The sequence below is a fragment of the Glaciimonas sp. PCH181 genome, assembly GCF_003056055.1.
Classification (GTDB): domain Bacteria; phylum Pseudomonadota; class Gammaproteobacteria; order Burkholderiales; family Burkholderiaceae_D; genus Glaciimonas.
On sequence record NZ_PYFP01000003.1, the window covers coordinates 50,895 to 70,594 of the forward strand.

Sequence of the window (19,700 nt, forward strand, 5' to 3'; positions counted from 1 at the left end):
CTGCCAATCGATCAGGCAGCGCTCGCCAGGGTGAATATATGAACAAATGGCTAAATTTAGTGGCAATCACGGTTGGAAACATCATTTGCTCTGCCAGTCCCACAGAATGACTAGCTGACTAGCGGGCATCCAGCGCAATGCTTCACGGCGTGATTTTTACGCCCTTCCAAAAAGCTACACGCCCCCGGATTTCCTTTGCGGCATCCTTCGGCTCGGCGTAATACCACACAGCATCAGGATTACTTTTGCCATTAACGTCCAGCGTGTAGTAATTTGCGGTGCCTTTCCAGGGGCATACGGAAGTTGTTTCACTTGGTTTCAGAATTGCCGGATTAATTGCAGCGAGCGGGAAATAGTGGTTTCCCTCGACAACCACGGTATCGTCAGATTCGGCAATCACCGTGTCATTCCAGATAGCTTTCATTTTTTTCCTCGTCATGATGGAACAACTGTTTTACACGCATTTATGCGCCAGCTAGAATTTTAAAAAATACGAATAATAATATTAAATAACATGCGACAATCGCAAAATAATTAAATCAAATTGCGCCAAATACCTATGACAGTTTGCGTGCTCTACGGCTTCATAACAAGATAAAAAAGCACGCTCAGATTGTTCCTAAAGCGCCACTTTGCCTATCAAAGGCAGCTTATAAAGTGGACAAAATCCGACCGTCCTCGTAAGCTACTATTCCATAAAGCAACTTCACACACTGTTGCCCGATTATGTTGGCGTATTGTCCTTTTTAGGATATTCCATGCGACCCGATGATCTTCAATACCCGGAAATAGCAGCGTTGGGGCCGCAGGCGGACACCAACCGTGCTCAGATATTGGTGGGTTTTATCACCAGAGCATATTCAATGCTTCTGTTAGTCCTGTTTGGCTTATTGCCACTTTCACTGATTATCTATGTACAGGCATTCCAGGACCCGTTATTACTTTTTGAAGATCACAGCTTCCATAAGTTCGCTATAGGCATAGCAACACTCGAAGGCGCGTTTGTATCGTATGTCACTTGGCGCTGCTATCAATATTCTGGCGAACCTTTTCTGCGCTGGCTGACCTTAGGATTTCTCGGATTCACGCTGACTTACCTGCCGCACGGTCTATTTACCGGGATGGCGCATCATCACATATGGTTATTTTTATTATACGGCCCTGCTTCGCGCATTCTGATGGCGACTTTTTTCTTTGCCGGCCTGCTTTCCTATGGGCAACCGGCCGAACTCATCGACCGCCGCGCATCCGCAAGATATTGGTGGAACTGGGTCGGTATTTTCATTCTGATGGATGTTGTCATTGCCCTGATCGCGTTATCGCCACTCGGCAGCCATCCATGGGTTAGATTATCGATGGAAATAGGCGCTTTGGGTATTTCTTTGCTGGGCGCTATTTTGGTTTTTGCACGCCGTATTCATTCGCCCTTAATGACCATTTTCTTCACTCTATCTCTGGTCTACTTCGCCCAATCTTCACTTGCCTTCGTTCTGGCAAAACCCTGGAATCATGAATGGTGGCTTGCCCATGGCATATTTGCGGGTGGATTTTTGGTATTGAGTTACGGCGTTGTTACTGCTTTTTTTACAACCCGCGCTTTCTCCACGGTATTGCGACAGGAAGAGTTGGTAAATCAACTCAGAACCACCAACGCACGCGCCGAAAACGCTCTTATGGAATTACGCGATGCCCATCAGGCGCTGGCGCATCAAGCCGCAACCGATCCGTTAACCGGTGCCGCCAATCGACGTGAATTTTTAAGCAGAATCGAGATCGAAATTGCCCGTTCCATCCGTACCGGTGACCCGTTGTCATTCCTGGCCCTTGACTTGGACCACTTCAAGCACACCAACGACCGCTTCGGGCATCAGGCCGGAGACACCATTCTGACCATGTTAGTGGTGCAAATGAAAATAATACTGCGTCCCAGCGACATGATCGGCCGTTTCGGCGGCGATGAATTTATTATTGCTTTGCCCAGCACCACGCGCGATGAGGCGATCATCATCGGCGAGCGCTGCCGTAGCCAATTTGAAGATAACGTCAAGATCGTACAAGAGCCTGGCGCCAAGGTCAGTATGTGTATAGGCGTGGCCGAATTCGGGAGGGATGGCAACACGCTAGAGGCTTGCCTCAAAGTAGCCGATGAACGTCTGTACCGAGCCAAGGTAGAGGGACGAAATCGGGTTATCGCCTGCTAATCTACCGCGCCAGATTACTAAGGCGCATTAAGTTCGATCCTTCCGCATCAAAGACAGTCAGACGCTATCAACCAGCGCGCACCCGCCCCGCCCGTCATTCAAGCGTCAAAAATACGCGCATTAATTGTTTCTGTGACTTCTATGCCAACACGTTTTAGCAGTGAAAAACGACGCTATTAGATATTTGTTACATCTTTTTTCAATTTGCACAAACCTTGTCATCAGAATGCAATATTCAGTTGGTAAGGTGCTCGGACGTGTAAAAAAATATATTATGTTGGGCTGAAAGGTAATGACCGTATGGCAAAAGTAAAATGCATCCGGTATGCAGCAGACTTTCCTGAATATGCCGGTCAATTTAGTGATCGGCATATTTATACGCAATAAATTTTCAAAAAGACAACAACCTCACATTACGATTCGCAACATGCGACCGCCAAAACCACCAATCAAACCTTTATCGCAGCACACATTGCATTAAACGATCCCGCTCTGATGCCGAGTCGATCACATACATTTATAACTTAGGTAATCAGGAATTCCAGGTATGACTTTAAATGTCCAAGCATTACCTTTGTCAAAAAGACTTACTCCAAATCGTTGGGATTTTTTAGTTTTTCCGCTAGTTATCGGCATTGTTGCCTTCAGCGGAATCGGCGTCAAAGAAACGCTGGCGCCGCTGTCGAGTCTGGCCACAAACGTGGTTACGCTGGACCCGCACAATCTCCCTGAATACGCCGTTCGCACAACTTTGCGGATGCTGGCGGCAATGGCGGCCTCTCTCCTGTTTACGTTGATTTATGCGACTCTTGCCGCAAAAAGCAAGCGTGCCGAAAAAATCCTGATTCCCGCATTAGACGTGCTGCAGTCGGTGCCAGTACTTGGTTATATTTCGTTTACCGTCACGTTTTTCATCGCCCTTTTTCCTGGGCGCGTGATTGGGGCCGAGCTGGCAGCCATTTTTGCTATCTTTACCAGTCAAGCCTGGAACATGACGTTTAGCTTTTACCAATCATTAACCACCGTTCCAGATGACTTAAAAGAAGTATCGCGGAGTTTTCATCTATCCGGGTGGCAGCGCTTCTGGAAATTGGAAGTGCCATTTGCCATACCAGGCCTGATCTGGAACATGATGATGAGTATGTCCGGCGGCTGGTTTTTTGTCGTCGCTGCAGAAGCGATCACCGTGGGCGACAAAAGCATTACCTTACCCGGGGTAGGCTCTTATCTGGCGCTGGCGATCAGCGAACACAATCTGGGTGCGGTCGGATGGGTGATTGTGGTGATGACTATCGTCATCATCTGCTATGACCAATTGCTGTTCAGACCATTGGTGGCGTGGGCAGATAAATTTCGCATGGAAAATACTTCAGCGCAATTCTCACCCTCTTCATGGCTGTTAAATATGATCCAGCGCACGCGTTTGATTCAGGCGATATTGGCGCCATTCGGCCTGTTATTCCGCCGCGTAATCACAGCGCCTTTACGTTTGGGCTCAGGCAAGATCGGTAGTCAAAAAATTGCACCACCGCCTAGTCCGTTAGTGGACTTTGCATGGAACGGCGGGCTGTTGGTGATCGGTTGCTGGGTCCTCTGGCAAGTCATCGCTTTCGTAGGTGCAGAGGTCAGCATCAGCGAAGTCGGATCCGTCTTGCTATTAGGCGTCTATACGCTGTTGCGTGTGATGCTGTTAATAGCCATCGCCTCATTAATATGGGTACCGTTGGGTGTATTAATTGGACTGCGGCCACGTCTGGCAGAAAAAATTCAGCCATTGGCACAATTTCTTGCAGCGTTTCCGGCCAATCTATTATTTCCCGTCTTTGTCATTTTGATTGTCCGTTTTAATGGCAATCCTGATATCTGGCTTAGCCCCCTGATCGTACTGGGAACGCAGTGGTACATTCTTTTTAATGTAATCGCTGGCGCGATGGCCTATCCCAACGACTATCGTGAAGTTTCCGCAAATTTCAAGATTCGCGGTTGGCAATGGTGGCGCAAAGCCATGCTGCCAGGGATTTTTCCTTACTATGTGACCGGCGCAATCACAGCCTCTGGCGGTGCATGGAATGCCAGTATCGTGTCGGAATCCGTGTCTTGGGGCGATACCAAACTCAATGCGCATGGACTGGGTTCTTACATCGCGCAATACACTGCCGCTGGCGACTTCCCCCGCATTATTTTGGGGATCGCCGTCATGTCATTGTTTGTGGTGCTGTTTAACCGCCTGCTATGGCGACCGATGTATCACTACGCGGACAACAAATTGAACGCGCATTAATCGCGAATTGCCCGCCGATTCAGCACAAAATCAAGGATTACGATGCCAAAAATAACTGAAAATCAAATACTAAACGTTAACCATGTCCGCCGCGGCTTTGCCAAATCGCAGGGCGAATTGTTGGTACTCGATGATGTCAGCATGACACTGCATGAGGGCGAAATCGTCGGCCTTCTAGGGCGTTCAGGTTGTGGAAAATCATCTTTATTACGCATTATTGCTGGCTTGATTCATCCCACAGGCGGCGACGTGACCTATCGCGGTCAACCGGTCAATGGCCCTGCCGATGGCGTCGCCATGGTGTTTCAGACTTTCGCCCTATTTCCTTGGCTAACGGTTCTCGACAATGTCGAAGCCGGCCTGGAAGCATTGGGCACGCCGCCTGCCGAACGCCGCAAACGTGCGCTGGCAGCAATTGACCTGATCGGTCTCGATGGCTTTGAAAATGCCTATCCACGCGAATTATCTGGCGGGATGCGGCAACGGGTCGGCTTTGCCAGAGCGCTGGTCGTCGATCCGACCTTGTTATTGATGGATGAGCCATTTTCGGCGCTAGACGTACTTACCGCCGAGACATTGCGCACCGACCTGCTAGATCTGTGGAACGATGGTCGTTTGCCAATCAAATCGATCCTGATTGTGACCCATAACATTGAAGAAGCCGTCTTCATGTGTGATCGGATTCTGGTGCTGTCGTCTAACCCGGGCCGTGTTATTGCTGAGATTAAAGTCCCATTTGCGCATCCACGTAATCGGCTAGACCCGGCATTCCGCCAATTAGTCGATGACATTTATGCCAAGATGACGGCCAGATTGCAACTCGTGACCAATCCTAGCGGCCCTAGTCTGGATCTGGGAAGTCGTCTCAATCCGGTATCGACCAACTTGATGGCGGGTCTGCTAGAAACGTTGGCCGCCGCGCCCTACTGCGGCCGCGCCGATATGCCCGAGATTTCTGCGCATCTGCATCTGGAAATCGATGATCTGTTTCCTGTCGCAGAGATCTTGCATTATCTTGGCTTTGCCGAGATGACCGAAGGTGATATCACCCTTACGACGTTAGGTATGGAGTTTGCAGAATATGGCGTCCAGCAGCGCAAACAGGTGTTTGCCCAACAACTTCTGCGCCAGGTTCCTTTAGCCGCACGGATCAAATCGATTTTGCAAGAACGCAAAGGCCAGCGCGCACCGCGTGCACGCTTTCAGCAGGAACTGGAAGATTATTTGAGCGATGAGGCCGCCGAAGAAACAATTGACGCGATTATTCGCTGGGGACGTTATGCCGAGATTTTCTCGTACGATGATAAAAGAGAAATCTTTAGTCTGGAAGATATCGCCAGTTAGCAGAAAACGGCATCCGTATCGCTGCATCAGCAAAGAAGCCCGATTTTTCGGGCTTCTTTTTTGCCATTTAGTGTCGGATAAGCGGTTTTCTGGCAATTATTCTCAATCGCAAAGCCCGCGTAAGATTTGCCCACAAACGCGGCATCAATGGTTGCGGTTCGGTAATGACAAGCAAGGCGCGCGTAACAGCATCAATCCGCAGCCAGCCGGAACGTGGCAAAACCCACTCCCCACCACCCGTCAGTTTCATTGCATCCTTCCAGCCATGGCCATCCATCTGCATATTATTCAGCGTGACCGACAATTGGCCCGCTTGCAATATCAGGCGCGTACCCGATCCGGCGTAAAAGTATAATGTCTGTCCTGTCATCAGTTCGGAAGTGTGCATGATAGTGGCGCAGTTGAAGTGGAGGGAGTAACGCCAGAATAAACCGCCAGCACAAGCCGCGACATGCACAGACCGGCACAATCTGTAGTGCATCAATGCGCAATTTAGGCATCTGTTATGCCCTCTTTTGACGATCTCTGTATCTGTTCAACAATGCACGCTTATCGGATCATGGCGCATGGATAGCAAAACGTTTCAGCAGCCCCTTTACCGCCAACTCGCCAACCACTATCTCGATGCGATTCAGGCCAGCGTATTGCATCCCGGCGATCGCATGCCATCAGTACGCGTATTGGCGCGTCAACACACGCTGAGTCTTGCGACCGCGTTACAGGCTTGCCGTCTTCTGGAGAGCGAAGGCTGGTTGGAAGCGCGACCTCGCTCCGGCTATTTCGTCAGATCGCAAAAACTGCCCGGCGTGCTAGCCGTTACCGAGCCGGATATGTCCAAGCCGCATGACGCTGCGCAGTTCGTCGGTATTCATCAAAATGTTTCAGAAATCATCTCCATGGGACAGCGCAAAGTGCGTGTCAATCTGGGACGTGCGGCGGGCGCGCCTGAACTGTATCCGGAAAAGCAACTTAACGCGCTTGCCGCCCGCGCATTGCGCGAGAAACCGGATTTATTTTCGCGACAAAGTTATCCGACCGGAAACGCCGCCTTCAAAAGCGTGCTGGCTAAACGTGCGTTATCTAGTGGCATGACGATCAATCCCGACGAAATCCTGGTCACGCACGGGTGTATAGAAGCGCTAAATCTGGCGTTACGCGCAGTGGCACAACCCGGCGACGTCATTGCGGTTGAGTCGCCTACCTTTTACGGGCTGCTGCAAGTGATGGAAAGTCTGGGCATGCGCGCCCTTGAAATTCCCACCAGCGCGCAAACGGGCATCTCGCTGGAAGCACTAGAATTAGCGCTGCAAACCTACGACAATATTAAAGCCGTGGTAGTGGTGCCGCATCTGCAAAATCCACTCGGCAGCATCATGCCCGAGGCTCACAAAAAACGATTAGTGCAGCTTTGTGAAACAGCAGATATTGCGCTGATTGAGGATGATTCCTATAGCGCGCTGGTGCATGATGGGCCGCCGCTGACATCGCTAAAAGCCCACGACACTTCAGGCAATGTGATTCACTGCGCATCCCTGCACAAGATTTTGGCGCCAGGATTGCGCCTGGGATGGATGATAGCTGGACGATGGCATGCACGCGTGAATATGCTGAAATATGCGCAGACGCGGTATAACGATGAGTGGTCGCAAACCATTGCCGGAAAATTCATGGCATCGCCAGCGTTTGACAGACATCTGCACAAAATACGTGGCGCACTGCGCATACAGCGCGACTTAACGGCCGAGGCAATTGTCAGACATTTTCCGGTAGGTACGCGTTGCAGTTTGCCGAACGGCGGCGTATCCGTATGGGTAGAGTTGCCAGCGGGTTTCTCTTCCAAAAAAATATTTGAGGCCGCGCTTGCGCAAGAAATTCTGATTTCTCCGGGATTGCTGTTTTCCAACTCACATCGCTTCGATCATTTCATCCGCCTGAATTGCGGCATGCCTTTTTCGGAGGAAGTAAAGCAGGCTTATGTCCAACTTGGGAATATCATGCGCGCGCAACAATAACGACTTCCCATAGCCCTCAGATTCGACTGAGTTTCACATTGCCGTATTTTTTGGGCTGGGCGTGCTTACGCAAGAATGCCTCGTACAGTTCAATCGTCAACGGCTCACTGAAAAAATAACCCTGATAAGCATGACAGCCATGATAGGCCAGGAAGTTTCTCTGGGATTCCGTTTCAACGCCCTCGGCCATAACTGTCAATCCCAAACTTTCCGCCAGCGCAACGATGGTCCGCGCAATCGCCGCATCGTTCGGATCGGTCAGGATGTCTCTGACGAAGGACTGATCAATTTTTAACTGATCCAGAGGAAGTCGCTTTAAATAATACAAAGACGAATAACCCGTACCAAAATCATCCAGCGAAAAGTGCACGCCGCGATCTTTCAGAGCGGTCATTTTTGCGATAGTCGCTTCCATATTATCGACCATCAGACTCTCTGTAATTTCCAACTTAAGCCGCTGTGGATTGGCCCCGCTGCGATCCAGTACTTTCAATACCATTTCCACAAAATCAGCATGCCGGAACTGCTTGACACTGACATTGACCGCGATGATCAATTGCGCCGTTTCAGGATGCGCAGCCCACTTTGCCAATTGCGCGCAAGCGGTTTCCAATACCCATTGGCCCAACGGCAGGATCATACCGGTGTCTTCCGCCAGCAAAATGAACTCCCCCGGGAGCACAACCCCATGACGCGGATGCTTCCAACGTAACAAGCCCTCCGCCCCGGTCACCGAACCATCGCCAGCCATCTGCGGTTGGTAATACAAGACAAATTCCTGATGCAACAACGCTTGCCGCAAATCGACTTCCATGACAGCACGCGTGGTGACAGCAGCCTGCATTTCGACATCGAAAAACCGCAGCGCATTGCGGCCTGCAGCCTTGGCCTGATACATCGCCAGATCCGCCTGCTTTAATAGTTCTCCGACCGAACCTTGCTGATCGCTGAACTGAGTAATGCCGATACTGGCGGTACCGTGATTTTCAATTCCGGCAATCTGATAAGGCTTGCTGAGAATCTTTAAAATCTTTTCACCAACGGCCTTTGCCTGTAACGCAGCCTGCTCCGGAACCACATCCAACCCCAGCAACAACACCACAAATTCATCGCCACCCAAACGGGCCACGGTATCGCTGACGCTGACGCAGCGCGACAGCCGCAAGGCAGCTTGTTGTAGTAGCAAATCGCCTTTGTCATGCCCCAGCGTATCGTTAATGGTTTTAAAGTTATCCAGATCGATAAACAATAGCGCGCCGGAATGCTGCTGACTGTGAATCGTCACGACTAACGCCTGTTGAAGCCGATTAATTAGCAGCAAGCGATTAGGTAGCAACGTCAGAGGATCATAGAAAGCAAGATGCTGAATTTCTTCTTCTGCGCTCTTACGCTGGGTGATATCCGTATCGATTGCCAGAATCGATTGCGGCAGACCATCATCATCTCTCACAAGCGTCCAACGGCTTTCCACGGTCAACATCGCGCTGCTCTTACACCGTTTGGCGATCTCGCCGCTCCATTCGCCAGTGTTGAGCAGTTTCTTATTCGCATCTTCGAAGACGATAGACGACTCGAAAAACAAATCTTCTATAGACCTCCCTAACACCTCTTCCTGAGTCCAGCCATACAGACGTTCGGCGCTCTTATTCCAGAACTGAATACGATGATCCATTCCGCGCACAATGATGGCGTCCCTTGCCTTATCCAGTAACGAAGCCTGATCGCGAATACGGACATCGGTTTCTTGCCGATCCATTTCAGCGGCGACCCGAGCGCCAAATATCTGCAGCGTAGAAGTAATGAAATCGAGTTTTTTCAGCGGCTCTCGGAATAGAATAAATAAGAGGCCAACCGGCTGTCCGGCAGGATTATCGAGACGCCATGCCACAGCCGCCTGCGTGCCTAATCCTTTTAACGCCGGAGCATGTGAAAATTCGGTCGCGATATTTTCCGGCATAAGAAAATTATCCGGGCCAAGTAATTCCTCTGACCAGTCTGCGGTAATAACGCTATCAAAATTATCCACGACCTTCCCGTCAATCACAGCGGCTAACACATGTGTTGTAAGTGGTTTTCCAGGCAGTAAACGGGTCACAAAACCTGCGCTTGCTCCCAATGCCTCTGCCATGTTCCGAGCGACATTTTCAAAAAACACCGTACCCGTGCTGGCAGACACCCCCGCTGCAATTTTCAGCACTGCCGATTGAATTTGGCGCTCTTGCGTTTGAGAGCGGATACTGCTGATCCCGAATCCGAGATCAGCTGCCAACTCTTTCAGCAGAGTCATTTCGTCGAGTGACACCGCAATAATTTCTTCCGAATATAACGTCAGCACGCCGAGCGTGCCGTCTTTTCCAATTAACGGCAGATAAATGCCGCCCCGAAAACCATGCCGCTGCACCGCTGCCAGCCACGGCGATAAGCTGGCCTCCTGCATGACATCTTCAACGACTATCGAATGACCGCTACGAATGGCGCGCCCTACCGGGCCGCGACCTGCTGGGCCGTCTCCCGACCAATTGATATGAAGCCCGTTAAGAAAAGTGACATCATCGAGATTGCCTGCATAGGACTCAACCGAGACGGAGCGCTGCGCGTCGTTCTGTGCATAGCCAACCCACGCCATACGATAACCGCCGATATCGACGGCGAGATTGCATACCTGTTGCACTAATTCCTGCTCGTTTTCTGCCCGAACCACTGCTTCGCTACAACGACTGAGCATTTGTAACGCACGATTGGTACGAATTAATTCCAACGCAGCTTTGCGACTCTCGGTCACATCAGTTACCGCGCCAGTCATCCGTATCGCTTTACCGTTTGCATCCACGGCAGAGTGCGCATATAAACGCACCCAACTAACCTTACCGGATGGCGTCAGAATGCGAAACTCACTGTCATATGGCGCGTTATCGTATAGATGTTTTTGGGCTGAAGCGCGCACCAGATTACGATCTTGTGGGTGAATAAATTGCAGGAAATCTGCGACCTCACGCGGGCTGCCATCATCGACATATTCCAGCAACTCTGTCAGACGGGGCGAGCAATAAATACTATTTGCGACGATATCCCAATCCCACAAGCCGTCCCCGGTACTTTGCATCGCCAGATGCAAACGTTCTTCACTAATCCGCAGCGCACTTTGTACGCGTTCTGTTTTATTCAGAATCGCTTGGGAAATGAGACTGCCCACAGCAATCAACACCGCACCAATCGCCAGCGTGCCTATCAATAGCAGGCGTTGTACTTCGCGCGAAGCCTCACCGAGGCTGTACGAAAAATCGGCCTCCAGCTGATTCAACGGTAAATTGATTGCCTTGATGCGTTCACGCGTAGCACCGGTTGACGATTCGTCATATCTGCCGGAAATAATCGCGTTATGCAGTTGGCTAGCCTCGGCATTCAGACTTTCTATATGGCCATCGGCCTCAGCCCAAATCGCAATCACCCCCTCCATGAAAGAAATATTTCGAAAATTTCGAAACAAACTGATCATGCCCGGTATGTCATCGGGATGGCTTTGTCCGCGCAGAAGAGCCAGGCGCGCAAGGTTTAGATCAGGGTTTGTTTTCTCCAGCTCCAGGCGCGCATCGCGGCCACCAAGTGGGATGGCAATTTCCTTTAGGTAAGCCTGGTATTGCGCCTGATCCCGGGTATTGGAATACTCTAGTAAGTGCGCGACCGCATCCTTTTGCGCCTTCGAATACACACTTTCGCCGGTCACAAAACTGCGAACGGACGACAGGATATCCAGGCTAAACGCCCCTAAGCCGATAAGCAGCGCAGCAGTCGCCAGCAACGGCCAGATTACTTTAATCCAATGCCAGGTGGATTCAATTTTCAAAAACGTAATTAGTCGATGCATAGCAAGACTGGAGCTTAAGAAAAGAAAATTAGCAGGCCAATGGTCTCAAACCCTTGAATCAAGCAGGTTAAGGATGTGTTTCAGGCAGTAGGTGCAAGATATATCCAGACGGATTTATCATAGACTGAATGGTTTCTGAAATGTAATTTTTGTATTCCACGGAAAAAGGGATAGAAGATCAATCGCCTTGTTCTGCATGAAAAGACATACGAATTAGAACAAAAAAAAAAAATTTGTCCAAGTTATCTTTTCAGAAACATCAATTTATTATTCAATTTGTTGTTCTTAGCTCGAAAGTCTTACCAGCGCGCAACTCCCAGGCAATAATTTGACGAAAATCGCTTTTAACAGCGCCTTTTCGCCACTCCGCTATGACCTGATGACCATCATCGTATCCCTCGTTTGGCGCTTCAAACGGCCCCGGATGCAAGACATCTTTGCACTTTTCGCCTCCCTGTAAGGTTCTGTAAGTTTCAAGCAAGATTTGCGTAAGGTTGTAGTCGCACACTCCATCCGTCCAGACATATAAAAAACGGATGCGAATTCTATTTTTTACATCAAACATGGCGCGCAGAGGCGTCGGGTATAAAGCATAGGGTTGGCCCAAACAAAATTAATAATCAAGGAGACAAGTATGGCGACCAGTATTGCGACAGGGAGTATTCCTTCACGCGGCATTACGGCAGAGGAACGGAAGGTCATTTTTGCATCGTCCCTCGGCACAGTATTCGAATGGTATGACTTTTACTTATACGGCTCGCTGGCGGCAATTATCGCTAAACAGTTTTTTTCAGGAACCGACCCTAACACCGCCTTCATCTTTGCCTTGCTGGCATTTGCTGCCGGTTTTATCGTGCGACCTTTCGGCGCATTGGTCTTTGGTCGCCTAGGCGACATGATTGGCCGAAAATACACATTTTTAGTCACCATTTTGATCATGGGCGCATCCACTTTTATTGTGGGTATTTTGCCGAATTACAACTCAATCGGTATCGCGGCCCCGATTATTCTGGTGGCCTTGCGTATCCTGCAAGGTCTGGCCTTAGGTGGTGAATACGGTGGCGCTGCCACGTATGTCGCCGAACATGCGCCGAATGATAAACGCGGTGCTTTTACCGCCTGGATTCAAACCACTGCAACCGTGGGTTTATTCTTGTCTCTGCTAGTCATTTTGGGCGTACGTACTTCGATCGGCGAAGAAGCATTTGCTGACTGGGGCTGGCGTATTCCGTTTCTGGTATCCATCGTTTTGCTAGGCATTTCTGTCTGGATCCGCTTATCAATGAGCGAATCGCCAGCCTTTGTCAAAATGAAAGCAGAAGGAAAAGTCTCAAAAGCACCGTTGACAGAAGCATTCGGCCAATGGAAAAATATGAAACTGGTCATTCTGGCGTTGTTTGGTTTAACCGCTGGTCAAGCCGTTGTTTGGTACACAGGTCAGTTCTATTCGTTGTTCTTCCTGACTCAAACTTTGAAAGTTGACGGTGCAACTGCCAACATTCTGATCGCTGTTTCCCTGCTGCTGGCGACGCCTTTCTTCCTGATTTTCGGTACGCTGTCAGACAAAATCGGCCGCAAACCAATTATTCTGGCTGGTTGCCTGATTGCAGCACTGACCTATTTTCCGATCTTCTCCGGCCTCACCCACTATGCTAATCCAGCACTGGAAGCCGCATTGAAGAGCGCGCCAGTCGTCGTCACTGCGGACCCGGCTACTTGCCAGTTCCAGTTCAACCCGACCGGCACCAAGAAGTTCACGTCATCATGCGATATCGCCAAGGCTAAGCTTTCCGCCATGTCGGTTAACTATGAAAACGTTGCTGGCGCACCAGGTTCATTAGCAACAGTGAAAATTGGTGACAAAACACTGACTTCATATGACGCTAACGGTCTATCGAAAGAAGATGCCGCAGCCAAGGACAAAGCATTCTCTACCGAATTGTCGAGCGACATCAAAGGCGCTGGATATCCAAGCAAAGCTGATCCTGCGCAGATTAACAAACCAATGGTATTGTTACTGTTGTTCATCTTGGTCATCTACGTGACGATGGTGTACGGCCCGATTGCAGCGATGCTGGTGGAAATGTTCCCAACCCGTATCCGTTACACATCGATGTCACTGCCATATCACATCGGTAACGGTTGGTTTGGTGGCCTGTTGCCAACGACAGCCTTTGCACTGGTGGCCTATAAAGGCGATATTTATTATGGCCTGTGGTATCCAATCGTGATTGCACTTGCCACTGTTGTGATCGGTATGCTGTTTGTTAAAGAAACCGTCCATAACGACATTTACGCGGAATAAAGCTAGTAGTTAGCTGAGTTGGCAAAGCGGGATAAAATCGACGGGGAGGGAAACACGATTTATCTCTGCCAAGCCAGCAGGGTCCACCACTAGATCCAACAGGCAATCGAGAAGTCGCTGTGACAAAGCATCGTTACAGCAACAACATTTTTTGCCAATTCCTTCAGAGATTTGAGCCGAACAGGTTACCGGACCTGCTCGGCTTTTTTGTTTTTGCGGCGAGTATTTTCAATCCCCCAGCACAGCTAAGGTAACGGTCATTTCCCCCCATAAAATTTGCCCAAAACAAGCTCGGTTAAGCACCATCGCTTCTTAGTCCGGTTACTTGCCCTGATTCACGCATCCCTCTCTATACAAATTGGCATTTATGACTGTCCAAAACTGTCAGGATTTGCTATCGTCATTAACCATTCCCCAATCCTGAAAATATGAAGCCACCTGTCAGAATCGGTACACCACTTTCCCCTTCCGCCACTAAAGTCATGCTGTTAGGTTCCGGCGAACTTGGTAAAGAAGTCATTATTTCGTTGCAACGCCTTGGGGTTGAAGTTATCGCTGTAGACAGATATCCGAATGCGCCCGGCCATCAGGTCGCGCATCGCTCGCATGTGATCAATATGACCGATGGCGCAGCGCTGGAAGCCCTGATTGCATTAGAAAAACCGGATTTGGTAGTGCCTGAAATTGAAGCAATTGCGACCGAAACGCTAGTAGCGATGGAAGCGGCTGGCAAAATTACCGTAATCCCAACCGCCCGCGCAGTCTGGCTAACGATGAATCGCGAAGGCATCCGCCGTCTGGCAGGCGAAACACTCGGCCTGGCAACCTCACCTTATCGCTTTGCCAACAATCTCGACGAACTGAAAACTGCTTGCGATGCTATAGGCTTTCCTTGCGTGATCAAACCGGTGATGTCGTCCTCTGGCAAAGGTCAATCCAAGATCGATAGCGCTAACGATGTGGAAACAGCCTGGGCGCATGCCGCTGCTGGCGGACGCGTTGATGCGGGTCGTGTGATTGTTGAAGGCTTCATCGACTTTGATTACGAAATCACATTATTGACAGTACGTGCTTTAGAAGCAGACGGCAGCATCAAGACCCACTTTTGTGAGCCAATCGGGCACGTTCAGGTCCTCGGCGATTACGTCGAATCCTGGCAGCCGCATCCGATGCATCCCGCAGCGTTAGTGCGTGCACGCGATATCGCCAAGAAAGTCACAGACAACCTGGGTGGACTGGGTGTTTTCGGGGTCGAATTATTCGTCAAAAACGATATGGTCTGGTTCTCCGAAGTCAGTCCGCGACCACACGATACCGGCATGGTTACTATGGCGAGCCAACTTCAAAGCGAGTTTGAACTACACGCCAAAGCGATTCTGGGTCTGCCGGTGAATGTCGCACTCAACAGCCCTGCTGCCTCGGCGGTCATTTATGGCAAGCACGATGCCAAGGGGATCGCGTTTGAAGGTGTGGCCGATGCATTACGTGAGCCTGGTGTCGATATCCGCTTATTTGGCAAACCGGAATCTTTTGCCCGCCGTCGGATGGGCGTGGCACTGGCGACGGCAAACGACGTTGAAAGCGCACGGGTACGGGCCAAACAGGCGGCTGCTAAAGTAAAGCCAGTCATCGGAAGTTAGCTATATCTGCGGTAAATGGCGATGGCGCAATAAGCGTAAATAGCTAATAAAATAAATTGAGACTCACACAAGACCGCTCCGCAGCGCGACGGAGCGGCTTGCGCTACACTAATCCACCTTTTCCTCTTGTAATGAGAGCAATCCGCTTTTCTACATTCATCTATTCACTATGAAATTCGATGTCGCCATTATCGGTAGCGGCCTGGCCGGTCTCTCTGTTGCTCTCCACCTTGCAGAAAAAAGTAAGGTGGTGGTCATTTCCAAACGCGCACTTCTAGACGGTGCCAGCAATTGGGCGCAAGGCGGTATCGCTGCGGTGCTCGATTCTGGAGATAGTTATGAAGAGCACATTTCTGACACGCTGGTGGCGGGCGGCGGTTTGTGCGATGAAGGCGCGACGCGTTACATCGTGGAACATGGCCGCGAGGCAATTGAATGGCTGATTGCGCAAGGTGTGCCGTTCACGCCGGATGCCAGCGCGGAGATGGGTTTCCATCTCACCCGTGAAGGCGGCCACAGCCAGCGCCGGATTATTCATGCGGCCGATGCTACAGGGCACGCGGTGCAAGTCACGCTGGAACAAAAAGTCCGCGCGCATCCAAACATTACGTTACTTGAGGATCATTATGCGATTGATCTGATCACCTCGACCAAGATTGATGCCAAAGGGACGACGCCGCATTGCCTCGGGTTGTATGCCAAAAACGTCAAGACCGGCAAAGTACTGACAATCAGCGCCGATCATACGGTGATGGCTACTGGCGGTGCTGGCAAAGTCTATTTGTACACGACCAATCCTGACACTGCCACTGGCGACGGGATTGCGATGGCATGGCGGGCGGGCTGCCGTGTTGCCAACATGGAATTCATTCAGTTTCATCCAACTTGTTTGTACCATCCGTATGCTAAGTCGTTTTTGATCACGGAGGCAATCCGTGGTGAAGGTGGTTTGTTGAAATTGCCGGACACTGAGGGCGAAGATGCAGGCCGACGTTTTATGCCGGATCATGATGAGCGCGAAGAACTGGCGCCACGCGATATCGTGGCGCGGGCGATTGACTTTGAGATGAAAAAACGTGGTTTAGATCATGTTGATCTGGATATCAGCCATAAATCGCCGGAATTTTTGCAAGAACATTTTCCGACGATTTATGCGCGTTGTTTGGAATTGGGGATTGATATTACTAAGCAACCGATTCCGGTTGTGCCTGCGGTGCATTTTACCTGCGGGGGTGTGGTGACGGATTTGAATGGTAGGACTGACTTGCCGGGCTTGTATGCAGTTGGCGAGACTGCTTATACAGGCTTGCATGGGGCTAATCGGTTGGCTAGCAATTCACTGTTAGAGTGCGTTGTTATTGGGCGCGCGACTGCGAAATATATCGAGCAGCAACCGAAGCCTAAAGCACATCCGCTTCCGGCTTGGGATGAAAGCCGTGTTACTGACGCTGATGAAGAAGTAGTTATCGCGCATAACTGGGATGAGCTGCGGCGGTTTATGTGGAATTATGTTGGGATTGTCCGGACGAATAAACGTTTGGAACGGGCGCAACATCGGATTCGATTGTTGAAGGAAGAAATCGACGAGTATTACGCGCATTTTCGGATTAGCCGGGATTTGCTGGAGTTGCGTAATTTAGTGCAGGTGGCTTCGTTGATTGTTGAGAGTGCGTTGTCACGACGTGAGAGTCGGGGGTTGCATTATAGTCAGGATTATCCTGAGACTTTAGCTAAGGCTTTGCCTACGGTTTTGACGCCTGAACGGCGGTGAGTTTGGGGACGGTTTCGGTTGGAGGTAATTGAAACGGGTTTTTCTCCGTGGAGTCAAGCCGGGGGCGGCCCGGCAAAGCCTCCACCGAGCGCTAACCGTTTCAGCAACCAACAAGCCGAAACCGAACGATCAACCTACTCCACTATCCTCAAGGAATAATCAGCAGCCCGAATATCCTTAGTCAAACTTCCAATAGAAATCCGGTCAACCCCGATCTCGGCGATAGCCCGAACAGTCTCCATATTGATCCCACCAGAAGCCTCCAACAACGCCCGACCGGCAGTCACACGAACTGCATCCCGCATCGCATCCAGACTAAAATTATCCAGCAAAACAGACGTAGCGCCAGCTGCCAAAGCCTCATCCAGCTGCACCAGACTTTCCACCTCAACCTGAATCGTCACACCAGCATTCAGGTTTTGCGCGGCAAGCATCGCCGCACTAATCCCACCAGCCGCAGCAATATGATTTTCTTTAATCAAAATCCCGTCATACAACGCCAATCGCTGATTATGCCCACCACCAACACGCACCGCATATTTCTGCGCCAAACGCAAACCCGGCAAGGTCTTACGCGTATCCAGAATCTGCGCTTTAGTATCCGCAATCAGATCAACATACTTGCGCGTAGCAGTCGCCACGCCCGATAACAATTGCAAGAAATTAAGCGAACCGCGCTCGGCAGTCAGTAAGCTGCGGGCTGGGGCAGAAATATCACAAACGGGGCTATCAGCCGCCATCACATCGCCCTCGGCATAATGCCACTCAATCCGAATCCGGCTGTCCAGCCGCTGCATTACCGCCTCAAACCAAGGCGCGCCGCACAAAACTGCTTCCTCACGCACGATCACACGTGCTTTCACCATATCATCGGCAGGCACCAACATACCGGTGAAATCCCCAATCCCAACATCTTCGGCAATCGCCGCATTGATATTGTTTTCAAAGGCGGTCTGCAATGCTTGATCAAACGGTGCAAAACGATTCGTTAATGTGCTGCTATTGATAGGCGAACTCATGCGGGGCCGATTCCTGAAAATAATGTTTGCTCTTGCGCCAGATCGCTGGACGGACGGGTGTTGGCTTTACGCGCTGCGGCAAAATCCAGCATGCGATCGATGCTGACCACAGCCTTGCGGCTGATCTCGGTATCGACGTGTATTTCATTGCTGCCGGATTCCAGCACATCGGCCAGATTCTGTAAGCCATTCATCGCCATCCACGGACACTGCGCACAACTCTTGCAAGTGGCGCTATTGCCAGCAGTCGGCGCATCGATAAACCGCTTGCCGGGCGCAGCCATGCGCATTTTATGCAAAATACCATTATCGGTGGCGACGATGAACTCATCGGCGTCCAAAGTCTGGGCGGCGGCGATCAATTGTGAAGTAGAGCCGACAACATCGGCCTGATCCACTACATCTTGCGGTGACTCCGGGTGAACCAACACTTTTGCGTTGGGATGCTCACGCCGCAATATCTCTAGCTCAACGCCTTTAAACTCATCATGCACCAGACAAGACCCCTGCCATAGCAGCATATCCGCGCCGGTTTTTTTTCTGAATGTAACCACCCAAATGCTTATCTGGCGCCCAGAGTATCTTCTTACCTTGCGCATGCAGATGCGCGACGATATCCAATCCAATTGAGGAAGTTACCATCCAGTCGGCACGAGCCTTTACAGCGGCACTGGTATTGGCATACACCACCACGGTGCGATCCGGATGTGCATCGCAAAAAGCACTAAATTCATCGGCTGGACAGCCCAAATCCAACGAACACGTAGCATCCAGATCGGGCATCAACACACGCTTGTGCGGACTAAGGATTTTGGAGGTTTCTCCCATAAACTTAACACCTGCAACCACCAGCGTTTGCGCCGGATGATCGCGCCCGAAGCGGGCCATTTCCAGCGAATCCGAAACGCAACCGCCGGTTTCTTCGGCTAAGTCCTGCAAGTCGGCGTCGACATAATAATGGGCGACCAATACCGCTTGTTTCTCAATCAGCAGGCGTTTAATCCGCGCTTTAAGGGCATCTTTTTCCTGCGGCGAAGGGATGGCTGCGACACGCGCCCAGGCTTGCGCAGTACAACTGCTGCCCTGGGCCATTTGCGGTCGCTCGAATTCTACGGCTTTGATAAGTTGGGATGGCATGACGATAATGAACCTGATATCTGGTGAGAGGCCAAAATAAAAACAAACGAGATTGTAAAACGTCATCTTAGACGACTGACGGGGGAGTAATTTTACTGCCAATGTTGCATCGTTGCTGCGATATT

12 protein-coding genes and 1 pseudogene are annotated in these 19,700 nt (G+C 50.5%); 7 read left to right on the forward strand and 6 right to left on the reverse strand.

Annotated features, from left to right (window positions below; translation table 11 throughout):
- Positions 1-142: 142 nt before the first annotated feature.
- Positions 143-424 carry a DUF427 domain-containing protein gene (locus tag C7W93_RS20940; RefSeq protein WP_108442291.1) on the reverse strand — a complete coding sequence of 94 codons (282 nt, stop codon included), beginning with the start codon at positions 422-424 and terminating at the stop codon, positions 143-145.
- A 334-nt stretch (positions 425-758) separates the two neighbouring features.
- Between C7W93_RS20940 and C7W93_RS20945 the strand changes: the two genes are divergently transcribed.
- The 3 genes from C7W93_RS20945 to C7W93_RS20955 all read left to right on the forward strand — a co-directional run bounded on the left by C7W93_RS20945 (position 759) and on the right by C7W93_RS20955 (position 5,826).
- The gene (locus tag C7W93_RS20945; protein ID WP_108442292.1) at positions 759-2,201 is read left to right on the forward strand and encodes a diguanylate cyclase; all 1,443 of its coding nucleotides are present in this window, start codon (positions 759-761) and stop codon (positions 2,199-2,201) included.
- Between the two features lie 547 nt (positions 2,202-2,748).
- A complete protein-coding gene (locus C7W93_RS20950) occupies positions 2,749-4,482 on the forward strand; it encodes an ABC transporter permease subunit (protein ID WP_108442293.1) in 1,734 nt (577 codons plus the stop codon).
- Positions 4,483-4,524: 42 nt separating this feature from the next.
- Positions 4,525-5,826, forward strand: a complete 1,302-nt coding sequence (locus C7W93_RS20955; protein ID WP_108442294.1) for an AAA-associated domain-containing protein — start codon at positions 4,525-4,527, stop codon at positions 5,824-5,826.
- 67 nt (positions 5,827-5,893) lie between these two features.
- Here the strand turns inward: C7W93_RS20955 and C7W93_RS20960 are convergent, their stop codons facing one another.
- Positions 5,894-6,214 (reverse strand): hypothetical protein, encoded by a 321-nt coding sequence (locus tag C7W93_RS20960; protein WP_108442295.1) that lies wholly within the window; start codon positions 6,212-6,214, stop codon positions 5,894-5,896.
- Positions 6,215-6,392: 178 nt separating this feature from the next.
- On the opposite strand from C7W93_RS20960, the gene C7W93_RS20965 reads away from it, so the two are divergent.
- Positions 6,393-7,838, forward strand: coding sequence for a PLP-dependent aminotransferase family protein (locus C7W93_RS20965; protein WP_108442296.1), 1,446 nt, complete (start codon positions 6,393-6,395; stop codon positions 7,836-7,838).
- 16 nt (positions 7,839-7,854) lie between these two features.
- On the opposite strand, the gene C7W93_RS20970 is transcribed toward C7W93_RS20965, so the two are convergent.
- Both C7W93_RS20970 and C7W93_RS20975 read right to left on the reverse strand, forming a co-directional pair.
- Positions 7,855-11,703, reverse strand: a complete 3,849-nt coding sequence (locus C7W93_RS20970; protein WP_108442297.1) for an EAL domain-containing protein — start codon at positions 11,701-11,703, stop codon at positions 7,855-7,857.
- A gap of 271 nt (positions 11,704-11,974) precedes the next feature.
- Positions 11,975-12,268, reverse strand: a complete 294-nt coding sequence (locus C7W93_RS20975; protein WP_108442298.1) for a hypothetical protein — start codon at positions 12,266-12,268, stop codon at positions 11,975-11,977.
- A 69-nt stretch (positions 12,269-12,337) separates the two neighbouring features.
- On the opposite strand from C7W93_RS20975, the gene C7W93_RS20980 reads away from it, so the two are divergent.
- From C7W93_RS20980 to nadB, 3 genes are all read left to right on the forward strand, one after another.
- Positions 12,338-14,008 carry an MFS transporter gene (locus tag C7W93_RS20980; RefSeq protein ID WP_108442299.1) on the forward strand — a complete coding sequence of 557 codons (1,671 nt, stop codon included), beginning with the start codon at positions 12,338-12,340 and terminating at the stop codon, positions 14,006-14,008.
- Between the two features lie 428 nt (positions 14,009-14,436).
- Positions 14,437-15,648, forward strand: a complete 1,212-nt coding sequence (gene purT, locus C7W93_RS20985) for a formate-dependent phosphoribosylglycinamide formyltransferase (protein ID WP_108442300.1) — start codon at positions 14,437-14,439, stop codon at positions 15,646-15,648.
- Between the two features lie 169 nt (positions 15,649-15,817).
- The gene (nadB, locus tag C7W93_RS20990) at positions 15,818-17,419 is read left to right on the forward strand and encodes an L-aspartate oxidase (protein ID WP_108442301.1); all 1,602 of its coding nucleotides are present in this window, start codon (positions 15,818-15,820) and stop codon (positions 17,417-17,419) included.
- A 134-nt stretch (positions 17,420-17,553) separates the two neighbouring features.
- Here nadB and nadC read toward each other — a convergent pair whose 3' ends face one another.
- The gene (gene nadC, locus C7W93_RS20995) at positions 17,554-18,438 is read right to left on the reverse strand and encodes a carboxylating nicotinate-nucleotide diphosphorylase (protein ID WP_108442302.1); all 885 of its coding nucleotides are present in this window, start codon (positions 18,436-18,438) and stop codon (positions 17,554-17,556) included.
- Positions 18,435-19,575, reverse strand: a pseudogene (gene nadA, locus C7W93_RS21000) (quinolinate synthase NadA). The gene nadC and the pseudogene nadA overlap by 4 nt, the downstream one beginning before the upstream one ends.
- Positions 19,576-19,700 lie beyond the last annotated feature (125 nt).